The sequence below is a fragment of the Acinetobacter sp. IRS14 genome (assembly GCF_034650275.1).
Lineage (GTDB): Bacteria > Pseudomonadota > Gammaproteobacteria > Pseudomonadales > Moraxellaceae > Acinetobacter > Acinetobacter oleivorans.
In genome coordinates this window covers 421,332-440,973 of sequence record NZ_JAOVFN010000001.1, presented here as the reverse complement: position 1 = coordinate 440,973, position 19,642 = coordinate 421,332, and the positions used below count along the sequence as shown (strand labels likewise).

At 36.9% G+C, this 19,642-nt stretch carries 16 protein-coding genes; 6 read left to right on the top strand and 10 right to left on the bottom strand.

Annotation, left to right across the window (positions count from 1 at the left end):
• Nucleotides 1–113: 113 nt before the first annotated feature.
• Together ODQ17_RS02020 and ODQ17_RS02015 are read left to right on the top strand one after the other, a co-directional pair.
• Nucleotides 114–1,445 (top strand): type II toxin-antitoxin system HipA family toxin, encoded by a 1,332-nt coding sequence (locus ODQ17_RS02020; protein WP_322901404.1) that lies wholly within the window; start codon nucleotides 114–116, stop codon nucleotides 1,443–1,445.
• Nucleotides 1,442–1,750, top strand: coding sequence for a helix-turn-helix domain-containing protein (locus ODQ17_RS02015; protein ID WP_322901402.1), 309 nt, complete (start codon nucleotides 1,442–1,444; stop codon nucleotides 1,748–1,750). The genes ODQ17_RS02020 and ODQ17_RS02015 overlap by 4 nt, the downstream gene beginning before the upstream one ends.
• An 82-nt stretch (nucleotides 1,751–1,832) precedes the next feature.
• On the opposite strand, the gene ODQ17_RS02010 is transcribed toward ODQ17_RS02015, so the two are convergent.
• The 6 genes from ODQ17_RS02010 to adeR form a co-directional block, all read right to left on the bottom strand.
• The gene (locus ODQ17_RS02010; protein WP_322901400.1) at nucleotides 1,833–2,597 is read right to left on the bottom strand and encodes an isochorismatase family protein; all 765 of its coding nucleotides are present in this window, start codon (nucleotides 2,595–2,597) and stop codon (nucleotides 1,833–1,835) included.
• Nucleotides 2,598–2,689: 92 nt separating this feature from the next.
• The gene (locus ODQ17_RS02005) at nucleotides 2,690–3,289 is read right to left on the bottom strand and encodes an alpha/beta hydrolase (protein WP_322901398.1); all 600 of its coding nucleotides are present in this window, start codon (nucleotides 3,287–3,289) and stop codon (nucleotides 2,690–2,692) included.
• A gap of 75 nt (nucleotides 3,290–3,364) precedes the next feature.
• A complete protein-coding gene (locus ODQ17_RS02000) occupies nucleotides 3,365–3,769 on the bottom strand; it encodes a DoxX family protein (RefSeq protein WP_322901396.1) in 405 nt (134 codons plus the stop codon).
• Nucleotides 3,770–3,872: 103 nt separating this feature from the next.
• Nucleotides 3,873–4,766 (bottom strand): LysR family transcriptional regulator, encoded by an 894-nt coding sequence (locus tag ODQ17_RS01995; protein WP_322901394.1) that lies wholly within the window; start codon nucleotides 4,764–4,766, stop codon nucleotides 3,873–3,875.
• 128 nt (nucleotides 4,767–4,894) lie between these two features.
• On the bottom strand, nucleotides 4,895–5,965 hold the full coding sequence (gene adeS, locus ODQ17_RS01990; protein WP_322901392.1) for a two-component sensor histidine kinase AdeS: 1,071 nt from the start codon (nucleotides 5,963–5,965) through the stop codon (nucleotides 4,895–4,897).
• A gap of 32 nt (nucleotides 5,966–5,997) precedes the next feature.
• Entirely contained in the window at nucleotides 5,998–6,741 is a 744-nt protein-coding gene (adeR, locus tag ODQ17_RS01985; RefSeq protein WP_322901390.1) for an efflux system response regulator transcription factor AdeR, read from the bottom strand.
• Between the two features lie 144 nt (nucleotides 6,742–6,885).
• Between adeR and ODQ17_RS01980 the strand changes: the two genes are divergently transcribed.
• The 3 genes from ODQ17_RS01980 (at nucleotide 6,886) to ODQ17_RS01970 (ending at nucleotide 12,779) form a co-directional block, all read left to right on the top strand.
• Nucleotides 6,886–8,076, top strand: coding sequence for an efflux RND transporter periplasmic adaptor subunit (locus tag ODQ17_RS01980; RefSeq protein ID WP_322901389.1), 1,191 nt, complete (start codon nucleotides 6,886–6,888; stop codon nucleotides 8,074–8,076).
• Nucleotides 8,073–11,180 (top strand): multidrug efflux RND transporter permease subunit AdeB, encoded by a 3,108-nt coding sequence (gene adeB / locus ODQ17_RS01975; protein ID WP_322901387.1) that lies wholly within the window; start codon nucleotides 8,073–8,075, stop codon nucleotides 11,178–11,180. The genes ODQ17_RS01980 and adeB overlap by 4 nt, the downstream gene beginning before the upstream one ends.
• A 294-nt stretch (nucleotides 11,181–11,474) precedes the next feature.
• Nucleotides 11,475–12,779, top strand: a complete 1,305-nt coding sequence (locus ODQ17_RS01970) for an MFS transporter (RefSeq protein WP_322901491.1) — start codon at nucleotides 11,475–11,477, stop codon at nucleotides 12,777–12,779.
• A 123-nt stretch (nucleotides 12,780–12,902) separates the two neighbouring features.
• On the opposite strand, the gene ODQ17_RS01965 is transcribed toward ODQ17_RS01970, so the two are convergent.
• The 4 genes from ODQ17_RS01965 to ODQ17_RS01950 form a co-directional block, all read right to left on the bottom strand.
• Complete coding sequence (locus ODQ17_RS01965) at nucleotides 12,903–15,164, bottom strand: excinuclease ABC subunit UvrA (RefSeq protein WP_322901385.1); 2,262 nt, start codon at nucleotides 15,162–15,164, stop codon at nucleotides 12,903–12,905.
• A gap of 202 nt (nucleotides 15,165–15,366) precedes the next feature.
• Complete coding sequence (locus tag ODQ17_RS01960; protein WP_003651786.1) at nucleotides 15,367–15,603, bottom strand: VF530 family DNA-binding protein; 237 nt, start codon at nucleotides 15,601–15,603, stop codon at nucleotides 15,367–15,369.
• A gap of 798 nt (nucleotides 15,604–16,401) precedes the next feature.
• Nucleotides 16,402–17,502, bottom strand: coding sequence for an ABC transporter substrate-binding protein (locus ODQ17_RS01955; protein WP_322901382.1), 1,101 nt, complete (start codon nucleotides 17,500–17,502; stop codon nucleotides 16,402–16,404).
• Between the two features lie 72 nt (nucleotides 17,503–17,574).
• Entirely contained in the window at nucleotides 17,575–18,528 is a 954-nt protein-coding gene (locus ODQ17_RS01950) for a TauD/TfdA dioxygenase family protein (RefSeq protein WP_322901381.1), read from the bottom strand.
• Nucleotides 18,529–18,749: 221 nt separating this feature from the next.
• Here ODQ17_RS01950 and ODQ17_RS01945 point away from each other — a divergent pair, with 221 nt between their 5' ends.
• Complete coding sequence (locus tag ODQ17_RS01945; RefSeq protein WP_004701544.1) at nucleotides 18,750–19,571, top strand: Crp/Fnr family transcriptional regulator; 822 nt, start codon at nucleotides 18,750–18,752, stop codon at nucleotides 19,569–19,571.
• Nucleotides 19,572–19,642 lie beyond the last annotated feature (71 nt).

Below are 19,642 nucleotides of genomic sequence, written 5' to 3'. Positions count from 1 at the left end.
AGATGAGCAAAATTTTGCTCATAATTGATATGAATTAAATAATATTGCGCAAATATATTCACAAAAAGTTTGTTTTATAGTATTTTTGAGAAAATAATTGCTCATTTATATCAATGAAAAAATTAACGATACAAGCACTACTTGATACGAGCTGGTTAGATATAGCAGAACTAAAATTGTTAGAGTCTAAACAGGGTTCTGCGAGTGCAAGTGAATTAGAATATGAATTGGATTATGCGCTTCAATATTTAGACAAGCGCGATGAGCACGCCTGTAGTTTATCGCTTCCTGTACAAATACTTATAAAACATGAATCGAGCACATGGTTTGGCTTTTTAGATGATATCGTTCCTTCTGGTGCCGCACGACGTTATTGGGTGAATTATCTAGACTTACAACGTTTAACTCATGCAGAGCAGGATAGTATCTTATTAGAAAAAGGGGGTATTGCTCCTGTTGGTAATTTACGGATTAAAGAAGCACTTCCACCAATAAATCCTGACTCAACCTTACACTTACGTTATTTCAGTAAAGAAGATGTTGCAGATCGTAATGTTGATTTTCTTGAGTACGCTCAGCAAATGGGTGCGATTAGTGGTGGTGCAACTGGTGCAGGTGGAGAAGCGCCCAAATTGCTTATTCGTGTTTCGCCAGATCAAAAAGTCTGGATTGATACATACCAAGAAAATTTTGATCAACCAGATCAACATTATTTAGTTAAATTTCCAAGAAATAAGCGCAGTGAAATTGATTGCGACATTGTCAGAGCTGAATATTATTACTATCAAATACTCAATGAATTAGGTTTTGATACGATTGAGACAACTCAAATGAAGCTCATTGAAGGTATAAAGTATCCTTCTTTATGGCTGCCAAGATTTGACACAGAATGGCGTAATCAACAGTGGCACCGTCATGGTTTGGAATCTGTTTATTCGGTATTAAATAAGTCTTCAGGTAGTCATCTTAATCATTTTGAAGTTATAGAGAATCTATGCAATTTACTAACTCATATCGATTCAGATTTTGATGCTTCACAATTCATCTGTGAGTGGTTACAAAGAGATTTGCTTAATATTATTTTCGGTAATTCTGACAATCATGGTCGTAACACATCTTTTCTAAAAAAATCAGGAAAAATTTCTCTTTCTCCTATTTATGACTTTGCACCTATGAAAGCTGATCCAGAAGTAGTGATTAGATCGACTACATGGGGAAGTCCCTATGAAGAAGGCGGTGAGTATCGTTGGGTTCAAATTACCCAAAAACTTGCGCCTTGGTGTGACCCTGATTTGTCTATAGGTGCATTAAAATCACTGGCACGTAATCTTGTTGGTCTAAAACAACGATTAGTTGATAAAGGTGTACCTAAACAGATTATTGAAATGCCCGCACTTTCATTTGATTACATAGAAGCTAAATTGAAAAGATGGGAGCTGTTATGAACATGAAAAATCAGACTCAAGATCGTCAGCAAATTCTCATCGATTTATATAAACAATATTTATTTAATGAAATTACGCTTGGCCAATTGTTGACGTATTTGCGAAAGAACGTATTGAGCTTATCTCAAGAACAATATGCTGCTTTGGTTGGAGTAAGTCGTCGAACATTAACTGATATCGAGCAGGATAAAGGTAAACTTACTCAATCTGTGTTAGATAAGGTGTTTAAGCCGCTGGGTTTAAAAGCAGGGCTTGTACCTACACATGAGCATATTGTTGGTAAAATTATCAAACCGTCCGAGTAGTTAATTCTTAAAATAAAACTAGAAAGCTTTGTATCTCTAAATTTACCTAAAAATCAAAGATACAAAGCTTAAGAAAAATCAATTATTTGATTTTGAAAGGATCTTCAACTGCTGGAGTGCCGATATTATCCCAGAAGTTTTGTAGCACAAATCCATATTCCGATAAGTTTTCTTTGAAAGGCTCAAGCATTTGATCTGCTGAAGGCTTTTTCCAGTCAGCCTGTAATTCACAAGCTAGACTAAAGGTCGTTACTGGTTCTGCACCTGCATTTGCCATGCGTAATGTAGCAGCCTGAACCTCATATTGATTCCATGCGCCACATGCATCAATGACTGGGTAGACTTTATATCCATCATTTAATAGCGATAGTGTCGGGAAAGTACAGCAAGTACCAATGGTTACGCCAGCAATAATAATATGGGTTCGACCTGTTGCTTCTAGTAAATTAACAAGTGCTTTACGAAAAGTCGGATCTTCATATGCATTAATGATCCCTGTACGTCGATAAATTGAATTATCAGGGAACAATGATTTAATTTCTGGGAGAGTATCGCCGTTTTGCCATTGTGCGTTTGATGATGTAATGAGTGTTGGAATATTAAGAGCTTTGGCTGTACGTGCTAAACCAAGAACATTACTTTTTAATTCAGCGAGGCTCGACGTATCACGAACGCTAGCCATTAAACCAACTTGATGATCAATAAGTAATAAAACGGCATTTTCTGGGGTTGGTTTATCGTAAGCAAATAAACCTAGATTTTTTGCTTCTTTTGGTGAGTTTTTATTCGCTTTTATAGTATCAGTAATAGGGCTGATAATATCTTCTGCACGGATTGATGTAGTCATTTTTAACTCCGAAGAATAATTTGAGACGAGAAAGTACGGAACTTAGATTTAAGACAATCTAAGTTCAGATTTGGATGTTTAGGCCAAATGGGTTAAATAGTATTTAAAAAATCAAGACTTAACTGAAGCGCTGAATGCGAAATGGTATGTCCCGTAGCGGGTAAAATATTCAACTCAACATTTAAGTTTGCTGCACGCATTTGTTGATATGTACTTTGGCTTTCAGTGGGAGAAATAACAGCGTCTGACTCACCATGAATTAATAAAACTTTCGTATTTTTACTCATTTCATTATTGATTGGACTTGCTAATCTTCCAGCGATGCTAATCAGCCCAGCAATAGGCCAACGTCCTGAAACGACCGCATCTAAAGCCATTATTGCACCTTGAGAAAATCCTAAAAAAACGACTTTATCTAGGTGGTTTTCTAATTGGTTTTCGGTAATGATCTCTTGGATTTTTTGGTCAAAATGAGCTCTGGCTTCTTTAATCCGACTAAAGCGATTCTCCTCATTAACCCCAGCGATGCTAAACCACTGATAGGCCTCTTTACTGTTCATAAAGCTAAAAGGAGCATTGGGTGCGACAAAATTCACATTAGAATGATTGGCTTTTAAAAATTCTCCAACTGCTTCTAAGTCCTCACCATTACTGCCTACGCCGTGTAATAAAATTATAAATAGATCTTTCATTTTAATATCCTGAATGAGCTGAATATTTGGTGTTGAGATGCCATTCATGCAATGGCATCTCATCTATTAACGAGCTTAGTTTTTAAAAGATTTACTTAGAGAAAACGGTCCATCACCAATGAGTGCGAGAGCAACTAAAGAAATAATCCACATAAATGGGAATTCCCAGCCACCATTAGGGTTTGTAAAAAAGAAACCAGCTGCACCATGTACAGTAAATATTGCACCCAATAAGACAGGAATCAGTGCAATGGCAACAATTCGAGGTTTAAAACCAACGAATAATAATATTGCTCCTAAAATCTCCCCGAGAATAGTCACATATGCCATCCATCCCGGAACTCCAACAGATTGAAAAAATTGTGCTGTGCCTGCTGGTGTAAATACAAATAGTTTAAGACCAGCATGGGCAAAGAAATAAAGCGCTAAGGTTATACGGAGTAATAATGCTGCATAAGGAGCAGTGTTTGATGTATTCATTGTATGTCTCGATGAGAATTAACTTGATGAATACATACTACTGTTGATTTTTTAAGTGATTAAGTAGGCTAAAATTGAATATTTATTTCTATTTTGGAAATAATTACTCGTAAATTTCCCATTCGGCAGGATATGCATATTGCTCTTTTAAGTAATCAATCAAGGTTCTGACCTTGTTGGCTAGATGTTTTGCAGGAGGGTAAACCGCATAGAGACCTCTTCGCGGTAATTCATAGTTTTCTAAAATAGGAATAATCTTTTTGTCGATAAGTGCATCTTTCAAAATAAACATGGGTAATCTGGCGATGCCGAGTCCGGCTATGGTTGCCGCTAAACAGGCTTCTGTATTAGCAAAATGAATCCGACCATTCACATTAATGGTATGTAATACATTCGAAGGTGATTTTTCAAAAAAAGCCCATTCATATGGATCTTTAAAGTTTGTATCGATGATGCAGGAATGAGACTCTAGGTCTTGTAAGCTTTGAGGATAGCCAAATTTTTCTAAATAAAGGGGAGATGCGACCAATACAAATCTAATTTGAGATAATGGAGTTGCAATTAAATTATTATCTTTAAGCTCTCCAATTCGAATGGCGATATCAAACCCTTCTTCAATGACATTCACCGTACGATCGGTAAAGCTCACGTCTAATTCAATTTGACTATATTTCTGGGCAAAGTTAACCAGTGTTTTACTTAATTGCACTGTTCCGAAAGAGTTAGGAGCACTTATTTTTAGTTTACCTACTGGGGCGTGAGATTGATTTTTAATACTAATTTCAATTTCATCAAACTCTGCCATAAGTTGCTTAATTCGGTGGTAATAAGCTAATCCGAGTTCTGTGGGTTTCAATGAGCGTGTCGATCTTTTTAGAAGCTGTACGCCTAATTCATTCTCTAGTTTTGAAATAAGCTTGGATGCTTGTGCGACGCTTGTATTTAAATTTTCGGCAGCTTTAACAAAACTTCCTTGCTCAATGATCGAAATAAACATGCGATTACATTCAAGTCTATTCATATAAATTTATTTTTACTTAATTAGTAATCGTAGTTTTAGCATAAAAAATTTGTATAAGTTAAGCGGGTAAAAATTAAAATAAGCCGTGGAAGATTTTCAGCGTTTTAATGATCCATAGGAGTTTTTATGGTGAAAATACTTTTTGAGCCTTGATTGCTATATTGAATGGAACCTTTAAGTGCCACAATAATCGCATGTACAACAGCTAATCCTAAGCCTGTGCCACCAAACTCTTTATTTCTTGATTCTTCTAATCTAAAAAATGGTTTAAATAGGTCATCTTGGAACTCAGTTGCAATGCCGGGGCCGTCATCTTCAATTTTTAATATCCAGTTGTCTGCAACCACTTCTGAAGAGATCTTAAGTTTTCCTGCATTTGAATAACGAATAGCATTATCAATTAACGCAATTAAAACTTGCTCAATACGGCGACGGTCACAAAGTACCGGAGTTATCGTTAAATCAAGCTCTGGCACTAAGTTGGCTCGTTCTAAGCGGTCTTCAAAGGCCTTGAGAACTTTTTCAATTACAGACTTTGAGTCAAACAACTCATAATTTAATCTGAGCTGCTGGTTCTCTACTAAACTTATCGTTCGTAAGTCTTCGACTAAATGAGATAAACCTTCAACTTGATTTAAAAGGCTTTTAAATAGAATTTCATCAGGCTTAAAAACGCCGTCGATTATGCCTTGTAGGCGGCCTTGTAAAATTGTGATTGGCGTTCTTAACTCATGCGCTATGGCAGCATTCCAGACTTGTGCATTTTGAACAGAGACTTCTAGCTTTTGAGCCATATCATTAAAATTATATAAAAGCTCCGACATTTCTGCCGAGTGAATTCTGTTGTCGTAAGCTCTAGCAGAGAGATCTCCCTGACTAATTTTTTTGGCTGCTTCGGCTAAGAAGTTAATCGGCACAATAAAACGTTTTGCGAGGTGCATGCCGATCACGAGTGAAATCATACAGCCACAGAAGATAACAGTAGCCAACCAGATCCAATCTACAAAATGAAAAGTGGTCCAATCTTCTTGAAGTGAGCTTAAAGTAATCCAGCCTTTTTCAATCGCATAGTTATAAATGACGTAACCCAGTACAACGGAAAAAAGCGTAACGCTTAAATTAACAATACTTAATGCAATAAAGAGCTGCTTGCTAATTCCTAACTTACTTTTCATAGAATATTCCCTAGCTATATTTTTAATATTATTTAGTCGTCATTTTTTACAGCTAGTGGATTATCCAGTCTATATCCTACGCCACGCACATTAATCAACATTTGAAGTATTCCTTGTTCCTCCAATTTCTTTCTAAGCTTACTCACATGGCTATCTACAGTTCGTTCTAGAGCATCACTATCGTTCATACAATGATTCATGAGTTCACCACGAGTAAATACCTTGTGGGGTTGGTCAATCATGAAGGAAATAATTTTATATTCAGTCAGTGTGAGATTAAGCAATATTTTCTTATTGTGAGAGTGTAGATAGACGCTATGCGTATCTGTATCAATTTCAATATCTTTGTAGACCTTATTTTTATGAGATGTCTTGTTTGTTAACTGAGTCCGTCTTAAGACTGCCTGAACTCTAGCGATGACTTCATTGGGGTTAAATGGCTTAACCACAAAGTCGTCTGCACCGATTCGTAATGCCATGACTTTATCAATATCTTGATCTAGCGCCGTTAGCATAATAACGGGAGTTTGAGCTTTTTGGCGTATTTTATTGAGCACTTCCCAGCCGTTGAGCTTGGGTAATTTAATATCAAGTAAGATTAAATCAATGGGGTGGCTAGCGTGTAACTCAATCGCTTGCTTTCCGTTCATGGCACGAATAACCGTCATTCCTTCCCGTTTTAAATAATTTTCAATAATGTCGCCAATGTCATAATCATCTTCTACAACGAGGATAACTTTATCTTGGCAATTAAAAGAAAAAGAATGATCAAACATAGAAAACGGGCTATATGAGGTGCTTCAAATTATCATACGCTAAATTATTGGTATTTCTCCACACTTACTCCACACTTTAGTGACGATCGCTACACACTCATCAAAAATAATGTCAGCATCGAAAACTCACTAAGTTTGGACAGTATGCAAAAGCATCTTTTACTTCCTTTATTTTTATCTATTGGGCTGGTATTACAGGGGTGTGGTTCACAAGAAACGGCTCAAGCTGAGCCAGCACCAGCGAAAGTCAGTGTATTAAGCATTCAACCACAATCGGTTAATTTCAGTGAAAATCTTCCTGCACGGGTACATGCATTCCGTACGGCTGAAATACGTCCGCAAGTTGGAGGAATTATTGAAAGAGTTTTATTTAAACAAGGTAGTGAAGTTAGAGCAGGGCAAGCTTTATATAAAATTAACTCAGAAACTTTTGAGGCAGATGTAAACAGTAATAGAGCTTCACTTAATAAAGCTGAAGCTGAGGTTGCGAGACTTAAAGTCCAGTTAGAACGTTATGAGCAACTCTTACCAAGCAATGCAATTAGTAAGCAAGAAGTGAGTAATGCTCAAGCTCAATATCGTCAGGCTCTCGCTGATGTTGCTCAAATGAAAGCATTGCTGGCTAGACAAAATTTGAATCTGCAATATGCCACTGTGCGAGCGCCGATCTCAGGTCGTATTGGGCAGTCTTTTGTCACTGAAGGCGCATTGGTTGGTCAAGGCGATACGAATACCATGGCCACAATCCAACAGATTGATAAAGTCTACGTCGATGTAAAGCAATCAATCAGTGAATATGAACGCTTACAAGCGGCTTTAAAAAGCGGTGAGTTATCTGCAAACAGTGAAAAAACTGTGCGTATTTCTAATAGCCAAGGACAAGAATATAACGTCACAGCAAAAATGTTGTTTGAAGATATTAATGTTGATCCTGAAACAGGTGATGTGACCTTCCGTATTGAAGTAAATAATACCGAGAGAAAACTACTTCCGGGTATGTATGTGCGAGTCAATATTGACCGTGCTTCTATTCCACAAGCTTTATTGGTTCCAGCTCAAGCCATTCAACGCAATATCAATGGGGAACCTCAGGTCTATGTCATCAACGCCAAAGGGGCAGCTGATGTTCGTCCTATTGAAATCGGACAGCAATATGAACAGTACTATATCGCTAACAAAGGCTTAAAAGTTGGTGACAAAGTCGTTGTTGAGGGTATTGAACGTATCAAGCCAAATCAAAAGTTAGCACTGACTCAGTGGAAAAAGCCTGCATCAGAAAATAGTGCTCCAAATGTAGAAACAAAACCGTCTACAAATCAAGGAGCTCAACCATGATGTCTCAATTTTTTATTCGACGTCCTGTTTTTGCATGGGTGATCGCAATTTTCATTATATTGTTTGGGTTACTGAGTATTCCAAAATTGCCGATTGCTCGTTTCCCTAGTGTAGCGCCTCCTCAAGTCAACATTAGTGCGACTTATCCGGGAGCAACTGCTAAAACAATTAACGATAGTGTTGTTACCTTAATTGAGCGTGAGTTATCAGGCGTAAAAAATCTCCTGTATTACAGTGCGACAACGGACACTTCAGGTACAGCAGAAATTTCTGCAACCTTTAAACCGGGTACAGATGTCGAAATGGCTCAGGTTGATGTCCAGAATAAAATCAAGAGTATTGAATCCCGCTTACCACAGGTTGTACGTCAGCAAGGTTTACAGGTTGAAGCATCATCTTCGGGTTTCTTGATGTTGGTGGGTATTAACTCGCCTAATGGTCAATATTCAGAAGTAGATTTAAGTGATTATCTGGTTCGAAATGTTGTAGAAGAGCTAAAACGTGTAGAAGGCGTTGGTAAGGTTCAATCTTTTGGTGCAGAGAAAGCCCTGCGAATTTGGGTTGATCCAAATAAATTGGTTTCTTATGGTTTATCAATTAGCGATGTAAACAATGCCATTCGTGAAAATAATATTGAAATTGCACCAGGGCGCCTAGGCGATTTACCTGCAAATAAAGGCCAACTGATTACGGTTCCATTGTCAGCGCAAGGTCAGCTATCAAGTGTTGAGCAATTTAGAAATATCAGCTTAAAAAGTAAAACCAACGGAAGTGTAATTCATCTGTCCGATGTTGCGAATGTTGAAATGGGATCACAAGCTTACAACTTTGCTATTTTAGAAAATGGTAAACCTGCTACGGCTGCCGCAATCCAGTTAAGCCCAGGTGCCAATGCAGTAAAAACAGCGGAAGGTGTTAAAGCAAAAATTGAAGAATTAAAGTTGAACTTACCAGAGGGCATGCAGTTTAGTATTCCTTACGACACCGCGCCGTTTGTTAAAATTTCAATTGAAAAGGTAATTCATACATTAATTGAAGCGATGGTTCTGGTTTTCATTGTGATGTATCTATTTTTACACAATGTACGCTATACGCTTATTCCTGCGATTGTTGCACCTATTGCCTTGCTCGGTACTTTTACCGTGATGCTGCTTGCCGGCTTCTCAATTAACGTACTTACCATGTTCGGTATGGTGCTCGCCATCGGGATTATTGTCGACGATGCGATTGTCGTCGTTGAAAACGTCGAAAGGATTATGGCAACTGAAGGATTAAATCCTAAAGAAGCAACGTCTAAGGCAATGAAAGAGATTACCAGTCCTATTATTGGTATTACCTTGGTATTGTCTGCTGTGTTTTTACCAATGGCTTTTGCGAGTGGTTCAGTCGGGATCATTTATAAACAATTTACGCTGACCATGTCCGTATCTATTTTATTCTCGGCTTTATTGGCGCTCATTTTAACACCTGCACTTTGTGCAACTATTTTAAAACCAATTGATGGTCATCATCAGAAGAAAGGTTTCTTTGCATGGTTTGACCGTAGCTTCGATAAAGTGACCAAAAAGTATGAATTGATGCTCCTTAAAATCATCAAACATACGGTTCCAGTGATGATGATCTTTGTGGTGATTACAGGTATTACCTTTGCAGGAATGAAGTATTGGCCAACAGCATTTATGCCAGAGGAAGATCAAGGCTGGTTTATGACTTCCTTTCAATTACCATCAGATGCAACGGCGGAACGTACTCGAAATGTAGTGAATGAATTTGAAAATTCGCTTAAAGACAAACCCGATGTCAAAAGTAATACAACGATTATGGGATGGGGGTTTAGTGGTGCAGGACAAAACGTAGGTGTTGCTTTCACGACCTTAAAAGATTTCAAAGAGCGAACTTCTTCGGCAACTGAAATGACAAATGCAGTCAATGCATCAATGGCGAACAGTTCGGAAGGTGAAACAATGGCAGTACTTCCACCTGCTATTGATGAACTGGGTACATTCTCAGGCTTTAGTTTACGTTTACAGGACCGTGCTAACTTAGGTATGCCTGCTTTATTGGCTGCCCAAGACCAACTCATGCAGATGGCTGCCAAGAACAAAAAGTTCTATATGGTGTGGAATGAAGGTTTACCACAAGGCGACAATATTTCTTTAAAAATTGACCGTGAAAAGCTTAATACCCTTGGTGTTAAATTCTCAGACGTTTCAGACATCATTTCAACCTCAATGGGTTCAATGTATATCAATGACTTCCCTAATCAGGGACGTATGCAACAAGTGATTGTACAGGTGGAAGCTAAATCACGTATGCAACTCAAAGACATCTTGAACTTGAAAGTGATGGGTTCGAGTGGTCAATTGGTTTCTTTGTCTGAAGTAGTAACGCCTCAATGGAACAAAGCGCCGCAACAATATAATCGTTATAACGGACGACCATCTTTAAGTATTGCCGGCATACCTAACTTTGATACATCTTCAGGTGTGGCAATGCGTGAAATGGAACAGTTGATTGCTAAGTTGCCTAAAGGTATTGGCTACGAGTGGACAGGTATTTCTCTACAAGAAAAGCAGTCTGAATCTCAAATGGCCTTTTTACTTGGTTTATCAATGTTAGTGGTGTTTCTTGTATTGGCTGCACTCTATGAAAGCTGGGCGATTCCACTTTCTGTGATGTTGGTTGTTCCACTTGGTATTTTCGGTGCAATCATTGCCATTATGTCGAGAGGTCTAATGAATGATGTGTTCTTCAAAATTGGACTCATTACGATTATTGGTCTATCCGCAAAGAACGCCATTTTGATTGTTGAATTTGCAAAAATGCTGAAAGAGGAAGGAATGAGTTTGATTGAAGCCACAGTTGCAGCAGCCAAACTTCGTTTACGACCAATCTTGATGACTTCTCTTGCTTTTACATGCGGTGTAATTCCTCTAGTCCTTGCAACAGGTGCAAGTTCTGAGACTCAACATGCTTTAGGTACTGGGGTATTTGGGGGCATGATTTCAGCAACGATTCTGGCGATTTTCTTTGTTCCCGTGTTCTTTATCTTCATTTTAGGCGCCGTGGAAAAGCTAACTTCTAAGAGAAAAATCTCATCTTAAGTTAAATGCGTCAGGGGGAATACTCAATTTCCTCTGATGCTTGATTGAAGTTTAATTTTGGAATAAAGAGATGCGGAGTTGGAGGTTTTTAAATCAAACAATTGAATATAAAAGAATAATTTAAAATTATGGTGCGATGAGTAGCCCAGAAGCGCCGTGAGATAAATCAAAAAATAATCTTTTGACTTTGTGAGGATAATATTGTTATTTTGTTTTACGTTATTCATAATTAATTTATGAATAGCGTAATTAAAATGAGAATAATTTAAAGCGCAACATGGAGAAGGGATGACCATGAAAGAAGTTGCATTAAGTGATTTGATCAATCAGCAGAAAGTTGGGCGTTATCAGAAATTTATTTTGTTCACTTGTTTATTGCTGATGATTATGGATGGGTATGACATTCAGTCCATGGCTTACGCCGCCCCAATGATTATTGAAGAATGGGGCGTTCATAAAACTATGCTAGGCGTTGTGTTTAGCGCCAGCTTATTTGGTTTATTTGTCGGATCATTTTTATTAAGTTCACTTTCAGATCGTTTTGGCCGCCGTCCCATATTACTGATATCAACCTTTATGTTCTCCATATTGATGCTGGTAACACCACATGTCGGCAATATTGAGCAATTGACTGCAATCCGCTTTGTTACAGGAATTTTTTTAGGGGGTATCATGCCAAATGTCATGGCTTATAGCTCCGAAATTGTTCCATATAAATCTCGTATTTTCACCATGATGGTCATTTCTTGTGGCTATACGGTAGGGGCAATGTTGGGAGGAGGTATATCCGCCTTATTAGTTCCTTGGGGAGGATGGCAGTCGATTTTCTATTTTGGCGGCATTGTCCCTTTAATTATTTTCTTTATTGCGTTCTTTAAGCTGCCAGAGTCTTTATATTTCTTAAGTGAAAATAGCAAAAATACGCCCAAAATTTTGTTTTGGTTAAAGAAATTTTATCCTGCATTAACATTCAATTCAGAGATGAAAATCATCAATACGACTGAAGTTCAGGTAAAGAAGTCACCGCTGGAGTTATTTAAAAATAAGCGTGCTTTTTTTACCTATTCCATCTGGATCATCAGTATTTTAAATATGATCAGTCTCTATTTTCTGGCGAACTGGCTACCGACTTTGTCTAAAGAGTCAGGGCTTTCATTAAATCAGGCACTGATGATCGGCTCTACCTTACAATTAGGCGGTACGATTGGTAGCGTTGTAATGGGCCTTAAAATCGATAAAACTGGATTTTATAAAGTACTAATTCCTGTTTTTTTAGTTGCAGTGATTAGTGTTGCTTTAATTGGCTATGCTGTTAGCCATATTGTTTTATTATTTGTCATCATTTTTATTGCTGGCTTTGCGATTGTTGGCGGGCAACCTGCCATTAATGCGCTATCTGCGAGTTATTACCCAGTTTCACTTCGTACCACTGGTGTAGGCTGGAGTATTGGGATTGCCCGTTTAGGTTCGGTCATTGGGCCGTTATTTGGTGGTTATCTTTCTCAATTTCTGGCCATTACCCATTTATTTGTGATTGCTGCAATCCCTTCGTTGTTCGTTATTATCATGCTGATGATTCAGGCCAAGTATCGGTCATAAAGTTATCTACAATTGAATGAGCGGGAGAGGTTGTTTGAGTATTTCTTCCTGTAATTAGAGATGTGAGAGTCGATAAGGCTCTCACATTTAAAACTTGATTGTACAAGCTAGTTGATCAGATTGTTACAGCTCTAGATATTTTTTCAAATAGTGACCTGTGAATGATTTTTCTGCTGAAAGCAAACTATTAACAGTTCCAGAGAATACCAATTCACCACCTTTGTCACCAGCTAATGGACCAATATCAATAATCCAATCTGCTTGGCTAATAATATCTAAATTATGTTCAATAACGATGATCGTATTGCCTTTTTCAACTAAGCTATTTAATAAACTAATCAATTTTTCAGTATCAGAAGGGTGTAAGCCTGTACTCGGCTCATCTAATACAAAAATATTATCTGTTTCATTGAGCTCTTTTGAAAGTTTTAATCTTTGGCGCTCGCCACCTGAGAAAGTATTTAAGCGTTGGCCGATTGCAATATAATCTAAGCCTAAGCTTACCAATGAATTAAATTGCTGCTGCAAATTACGATCTTCAAAAAAGTGGCTGGCTTCTGTAACAGTCATTTTCAAGATTTCAGCAATGTTTTTATCTTTATAGTGATATTTCAGCACCTCTGGGGCATATCCTGAGCCGTGACAAAGGTCACATGTCATTTCAACATCATCTAAAAATGCGAGTTCAATTTTCTCGATACCTGATCCTTTACATTGAGGACAAGCACCTTCGCTGTTAAAACTAAAGAGCTTAGCACTCACTTTATTTGCTTTTGCAAATAGTTGGCGAATTGGATCAAGAAGGTCTAGATAGGTCAGTAAATTTGACCGAATGCTTGCAGTAATTGCGGATTGATCAATCACTTTTGTTTCAGGATATTGTTGCGGTAAGACTTTACTGATTAACGTACTTTTTCCAGAGCCCGCAACCCCTGTAATAACGCTTAGACAATTTTTGGGAATATCGACATCAATATTTTTTAGATTAAATAAATGGGCATTTTTAATCGAAATCCATTCACAACGAATGCGGGGCGTTTTCTTATAGGTATTTGGTCTTTTAAAAAAATGGCCTGTTAAACCTGATGAGTTCTTTAATTCTTCGAAAGTTCCTTGGTAAATGATTTGACCACCATTGACACCAGAAAGAGGACCCAAATCAATGACATGGTCAGCTGTTCTAATAAGATCAGGGTCATGTTCAACCAGTAAAACACTATTTCCTTTATCTCTAATCTTTTGAATGATTTTAATAATATTATCTAAATCTTTTGGATGCAGCCCAATACTTGGCTCGTCAAAAATGTAGAGTAGATCAACTAGACTATTACCCAAATGTTTAACCATTTTGATTCGTTGTGATTCACCGCCCGATAATGTATTGCTCACACGATTAAGATTTAAATAACTGAGACCAACTAAGTTTAAGTTACTCAGCTTATTAATGAGCTCATGTAAAACGGTTTCAAATTTCTCACTTTTTATGGACTCTATAAACTCTAAAAGCATTGATACAGATAGAGCTGTACATTCAGCAATATTTTTACCGTTAATCTTACAAGATAAAGATTTTTGATTAAGCCGTTGGCCTTTGCATAAAGAACATTCTTTGGTTGTAATAATCTGCTCAAGCTTATTCCCATAACGATTTCTTTCTCGCGTTTCTCCTTTTAAAAAGTTACGTTCAAATCTAGTCACCAATCCTTCGTAAAGTGCAGTTTTTCTCCATTTACTTGTTGGATTCAACGGCTTGTGTTGAGGGGCATACAACAACAAGTCCCATTCTTTTTCACTATAATCTTTTAACTTTTTATCTAAATCGAAATAACCTGAATCTGCATATCGAGTCCAACGCCATGCTGTAGGTTGATAGGTAGGAAAATTGATAGCGCCTTCTTCATTTAAGGATTTATCTAAATCTAATATTTTATAAATATCAATTGTTTGCTCTAAACCAATACCTTCGCATTGTGGACACATGCCATTGGGATGATTAAAAGAAAAAACATTCGAATATCCAACAAATGGTTCACCCATACGTGAAAATAATAAGCGAAGATTTGCGTAAATATCTGTAATTGTTGCAACGGTTGAGCGAATGTTACCCGTTAAACGTTTTTGATTAATAATGACAGGTACATTTAAATTCTCAATTTTATCAACGTCAGCCACGCCAAAATGCTGTAAACGATTGCGGACAAAACTATCTTGAGTTTCATTAATTTGTCTTTGTGCTTCTGCGCCAATGGTTTCAAAAACTAAAGAAGATTTACCTGAGCCAGAGACTCCAGTAAAGACAACAATTTCATGTTTTGGGATTTTTAATGAAATATTTTTAAGGTTATTTTGTCTGGCTCCATAAATATTTATTGTTCTTTTAGTCATGTGTGATCACTTGAACTTAGGAATTTATAGTAAAAGTAAAATAAAATTTCTGAAAAGCGTGTAGATGTTTCTTAAATGAATTGTTTAAATATTCAACTTATATGGCTTAATTGTTAGGAAGCTATGAATACATATTTTCCTACTAAAGAAGAGTGGTGGCAATCCACCACTAACTAAAATGCTGAGGCTAGAGTTTTGATCGCTATGATTTCTGTTTGGCTTTTTGGCGTAACACATACAAATATAAGCTTTCTACTTTTTCACGTGCCCATGGTGTGGTACGTAAGAATCGTAATGATGATTTAACACTTGGATCTATGCAAAAACATCTAATTTCAATTTTACGACTTAAGCCTTCAAATCCACCGTAGTAATCCAATAATTCATCCAAAATGTCAGCAAGTTTTTTGCCGTGTAAAGGGTCATTAGAGGCATTCATAATAGATCAACAATATTTTTGGAGTCCATTATTATAACCTGAGCTAGTTGGAAAATGAGAGGAATTGCGAAAACACATCCCGAAGCGTATTCGGCTGTAATTGATTATCGAAACTGGCTGATGTGATGGAAATCTGAAGAATAGCTGTACGCACGTACTATATCAGTTTTTCTAAGCCTGTAAAGGGATTTTAAAAAATATATTTATAAATTTCAATGAGATATAAAATATTCTGCGTATTGAAATTTAGCCTAAGAAAATTAATAACTTTAATGCTCAAAAGGCGATTTAGGGAAAGAAATCTGTATCGTAGTAGCCAGTAGCGAAAAATGAAGCCCGTAAAGGTGGTAAGTAGCTTACGCGTTCTAGCTAGGGCAAATTAAAAATGTAATGACATTTTGTAGAAGGCTGCCTAGAGTGCTTTTCTGGCTAAGATTAGAAATAGGGTTAGTCAGCTTAAGTCGCTAAGCGCGCTAAGGCCTAGGAAGTTGCTCGAGCAACAAGTGCAGTTGAAGAAGCTTTTAATAATTCAGTGTAGTGAAGTATAAACGGCGTAGTAACAATGCAGAGTAGCCAGAGCTTTATATATGGTAGGTTTCTAAATCTTCTATTTAACATAATATACATTATACGAACAGTTATATAATTCATTATTAAGTCCTTGATTCTGTTGCTCTACGTTTAGCTATACTTGTTGCCTCTACAAAGAAACATTAATTATTTTAGATGCGTATTATGCAATTTATAAAAAAGACCTTTGTTAAGGTCTTTTTTCACAGCTAAATTAATTTAATCATTTTATTTTGATGAGTTCCAATAATTGACGTAATTCAACTGTTGAATCCCTCGTTCTACAAACTCAGCATTTTGCCATTGTTTTACATCAACATCGCGTTTTATCAGTTTGGCCTTTAATGCAGTCTGTACACCTTCTTGTAGATGCCCTAGATAATATTCATCCAAAAGTGGTGAAAAAACTGTTTTTAAGGCTTTGTCTTGTAGACTTAATGCATAGAGTTCTGTTGGTAATCCTGCATTTTTAGTGACAAGTTGAATGGCATTATCGCGGTTTTCAGGCTGTGAAACCCAATGTGCTGATTGTAAAACCGTATTGACCAATGTTTGGACAATTTCAGGATGTTGTTTAATAAACTCACTACGACCCACCAAACCTGATTGAATTGTTCCAGCACCATCTTGTCTCTGCCCAGTACTCAGTGGAACCTCTACAATTTTCTGTTGTTTGAGCGCCAGAATTGGCATTAAACCCCAGCTAGCATCAATTTGCTTAGCTGCAAGTGCTGCATTGGCCGCAGCAGGATCCAAATTAATAATGCGGAAATCTTTTTCAGTAAAGCCATATCGCTCGATATATTGATCAAACGACAATTGCATAGCAGTTCCTTGAAAAATTGCTATTCGTTTACCTTTTAACTGTTCGAGACTGTTATATCCTTTATTTGGCAAAACCCCTAAATAAGCATCTATGTGCCGTCCAGTCGCTACCAATAAAGTCGTATCGATTTGATTCGATTTACCAATAATGGCTGCTAAGTCACCCAAAAAAGCAAAATCTAATTGTTTATTAGCCAAGGCTTCATTGATTACAGGCCCTGCACCTTTAAAAAATTGCCATTCAACCTGAATATTTTTCTTTGCGAATTCTTTTTCAAGTAACTGATTTAAATATATATAATCAACTAATGGTGTGCCGCTACTGTGTCTTTCACTACTGCTTAGATCAGGTACAGCAATTCTAATTTTTACAATGTTTTCAGTCTGATTTGTTGTTTTTGATGGTGCTGATGAAGATGGTTTGAAAATAAACAGTAGCAAAGCAATAAAAATAAGCGCAGGAATAATCCAGATAAATTGATTACGTTTTGATAGTGTGGCCATATCGTTTTTCTCAACAACATATACAACGTCACTGCTTAACGACAGTGACGTTTCGCATGTTTAAAATAGTCTTTAGTTGGCATTTAAAACGGCGTGAAGCTTGGCTTTTTCGAGTTGTTCTGCTGATAAATCTCTGGGTAATGTGGTTTTACCTTTTAAGCCATGTACACCAGTCGTTACTTCACCGGCAAGTGTAATTCGGCGTACAACGCGATGTTGATCTCCATAATCGTTAACCGCGTAGTGCTGTGTAGAGCGATTATCCCAAATCACCACATCTCCTTCCTGCCATTGCCAACGCACTGTATTTTCTGGACGCGTTACTTTTTCTTGTAAAATATTAAATAAAAGCTGCGAATCACTTTGACTAAATCCTACAAGTCGTTTGAAAAAATGCCCTAGTAATAGGCTTTTCTTGCCTGTTTCTGGATGTAATACGACTACCGGATGCTCTGTCTCATACTTGGTAGATACAAAAATTTTCTTCAGTCTTTCGAGTTGTTCAGGCTCGACATTTTGTTTTGGTCCACCATAGTCATATTCATTTGAATGTACAGCTACCAATTGCTCAGCAAATTGCTTTAAAAGCTCAGGAAGATCTTCATAGGCTGTTTCAGTATTTGCCCAAGTTGTATCGCCACCTGTTTCAGGGATGATTAGGCTTCTCAAGATACTAATTTTAGGATAAGCATCCACAAAAGTGACATCAGTATGCCAAGAATTGGCACGTGCACCTTTTTGTGAGTCAAGTTCAAAAATAAAATCTGTGCCATCCACCGCTGGTACTGTTGGGTGTTTAACGGGTGAACCAAACAATTCTGCAAATTTCTCTTGTTCTGTGTCCCCCAAATGTTGCTGGCCACGAAAGAACAGTACTTTATGCTCTAGTAGCGCATCGTGTATAAACTGAACTGTAGATGAATCAAGCTCAGAGCTTAAATGAATGCCTGATATTTCAGCCCCAATTCGACCAGTTAATTTTTTAACTTGTAATTGTTGTGCTGGTTTCTGAATAAATGTAGTCATATTAATTTCCTGTCATAATATATGACTGAATTTTTATCAGAAACGGCGGCATATTCTGTTATTTCAGAGACAATCCATCACGTAAAAAATTATTTTGATATTTAAATAATTAATAACACGCACATATGAAAATTAAATATGAAATTATATTTTTTTGAAATTTGAATAAATTTTAACTCTGATAAGCTGTTTAAAATCTTAGTTTATATCTCTGATTTATCATGAAAGCATCCTCAATTATCGAGTTTAGGAATCCTATCTCAAAATATCAGAATGATTTTGACGGCGGACAATCTTCTGATCATCAAATTATAACGAATGAATTTATTCATAAAAGTATTCGTATTTTAGAAAATTATCAGGTTATTCAATCTTTATCTAATACAGAGAAATCTACGCTTATTCAGCATTTAAAAATAAGAAAGTATTATCATAATCAAACGATATACAATCAGAATGATCCGTGCACTGATATCAATATTTTGCTTGAAGGCGCACTTAAACTTGGCTGGAGCACATCGCAAGGTAAATATCACACCGATATTTTTGTGCCCTCAGGTACATTAATCAATATTGTTCCGATCGTAACGGGTCAACCCCTTCTTCACGACCATATTGCACAAGGTAGAACGGTAATTGCCAACCTTCCTGGCCAATTGTTTATGGATGTCATCAGAAATAATGCAGATGCTTTGTTTATGGTGTTGAAATTAATCTGTGTAAGAACACAACTAAATCGTGAACAAAATTTCATTTATTCAACTGAAACATTGCAAACTCGTCTCGCTAAAAAACTAGTTTTTCTAGTGGATTATCATTCCTATCAGGACAAAGATAAAATTTTACTGAATCTTAAATTGAGTCAGGAAAATCTGGCAGAGCTTTTGCAGACTTCAAGACAAAGCATTAATAAAGAACTAGCAGCGCTTTCGAACCAAAACATTATTGAGGTTAAATACAATCAAATCTTTATTTTAGACTTTGAAAAACTAAGCGATATTGCACAGACTCATCAATTCAACAGTACCACCAAGTTCCTTTGATATATCTGCTTTTGTCATAATGATATGATTTTATTAGGAGATAACTGTCAGAATAGAAACAGAATAAAAAT

Bases quoted from the DNA above. Each gene is read 5' to 3' on its own strand.
- ODQ17_RS01995 (WP_322901394.1), bottom strand. From the start codon at position 4,766: ATGTTTATTTCGATCATTGAGCAAGGAAGTTTTGTTAAAGCTGCCGAA.
- ODQ17_RS02010 (WP_322901400.1), bottom strand. From the start codon at position 2,597: ATGACTACATCAATCCGTGCAGAAGATATTATCAGCCCTATTACTGAT.
- adeB (WP_322901387.1), top strand. From the start codon at position 8,073: ATGATGTCTCAATTTTTTATTCGACGTCCTGTTTTTGCATGGGTGATC.
- ODQ17_RS01955 (WP_322901382.1), bottom strand. From the start codon at position 17,502: ATGGCCACACTATCAAAACGTAATCAATTTATCTGGATTATTCCTGCG.
- ODQ17_RS02005 (WP_322901398.1), bottom strand. From the start codon at position 3,289: ATGAAAGATCTATTTATAATTTTATTACACGGCGTAGGCAGTAATGGT.
- adeR (WP_322901390.1), bottom strand. From the start codon at position 6,741: ATGTTTGATCATTCTTTTTCTTTTAATTGCCAAGATAAAGTTATCCTC.
- ODQ17_RS01965 (WP_322901385.1), bottom strand. From the start codon at position 15,164: ATGACTAAAAGAACAATAAATATTTATGGAGCCAGACAAAATAACCTT.
- ODQ17_RS01970 (WP_322901491.1), top strand. From the start codon at position 11,475: ATGAAAGAAGTTGCATTAAGTGATTTGATCAATCAGCAGAAAGTTGGG.
- ODQ17_RS02020 (WP_322901404.1), top strand. From the start codon at position 114: ATGAAAAAATTAACGATACAAGCACTACTTGATACGAGCTGGTTAGAT.
- ODQ17_RS01960 (WP_003651786.1), bottom strand. From the start codon at position 15,603: ATGAATGCCTCTAATGACCCTTTACACGGCAAAAAACTTGCTGACATT.
- ODQ17_RS02000 (WP_322901396.1), bottom strand. From the start codon at position 3,769: ATGAATACATCAAACACTGCTCCTTATGCAGCATTATTACTCCGTATA.
- ODQ17_RS02015 (WP_322901402.1), top strand. From the start codon at position 1,442: ATGAACATGAAAAATCAGACTCAAGATCGTCAGCAAATTCTCATCGAT.
- ODQ17_RS01950 (WP_322901381.1), bottom strand. From the start codon at position 18,528: ATGACTACATTTATTCAGAAACCAGCACAACAATTACAAGTTAAAAAA.
- ODQ17_RS01980 (WP_322901389.1), top strand. From the start codon at position 6,886: ATGCAAAAGCATCTTTTACTTCCTTTATTTTTATCTATTGGGCTGGTA.
- ODQ17_RS01945 (WP_004701544.1), top strand. From the start codon at position 18,750: ATGAAAGCATCCTCAATTATCGAGTTTAGGAATCCTATCTCAAAATAT.
- adeS (WP_322901392.1), bottom strand. From the start codon at position 5,965: ATGAAAAGTAAGTTAGGAATTAGCAAGCAGCTCTTTATTGCATTAAGT.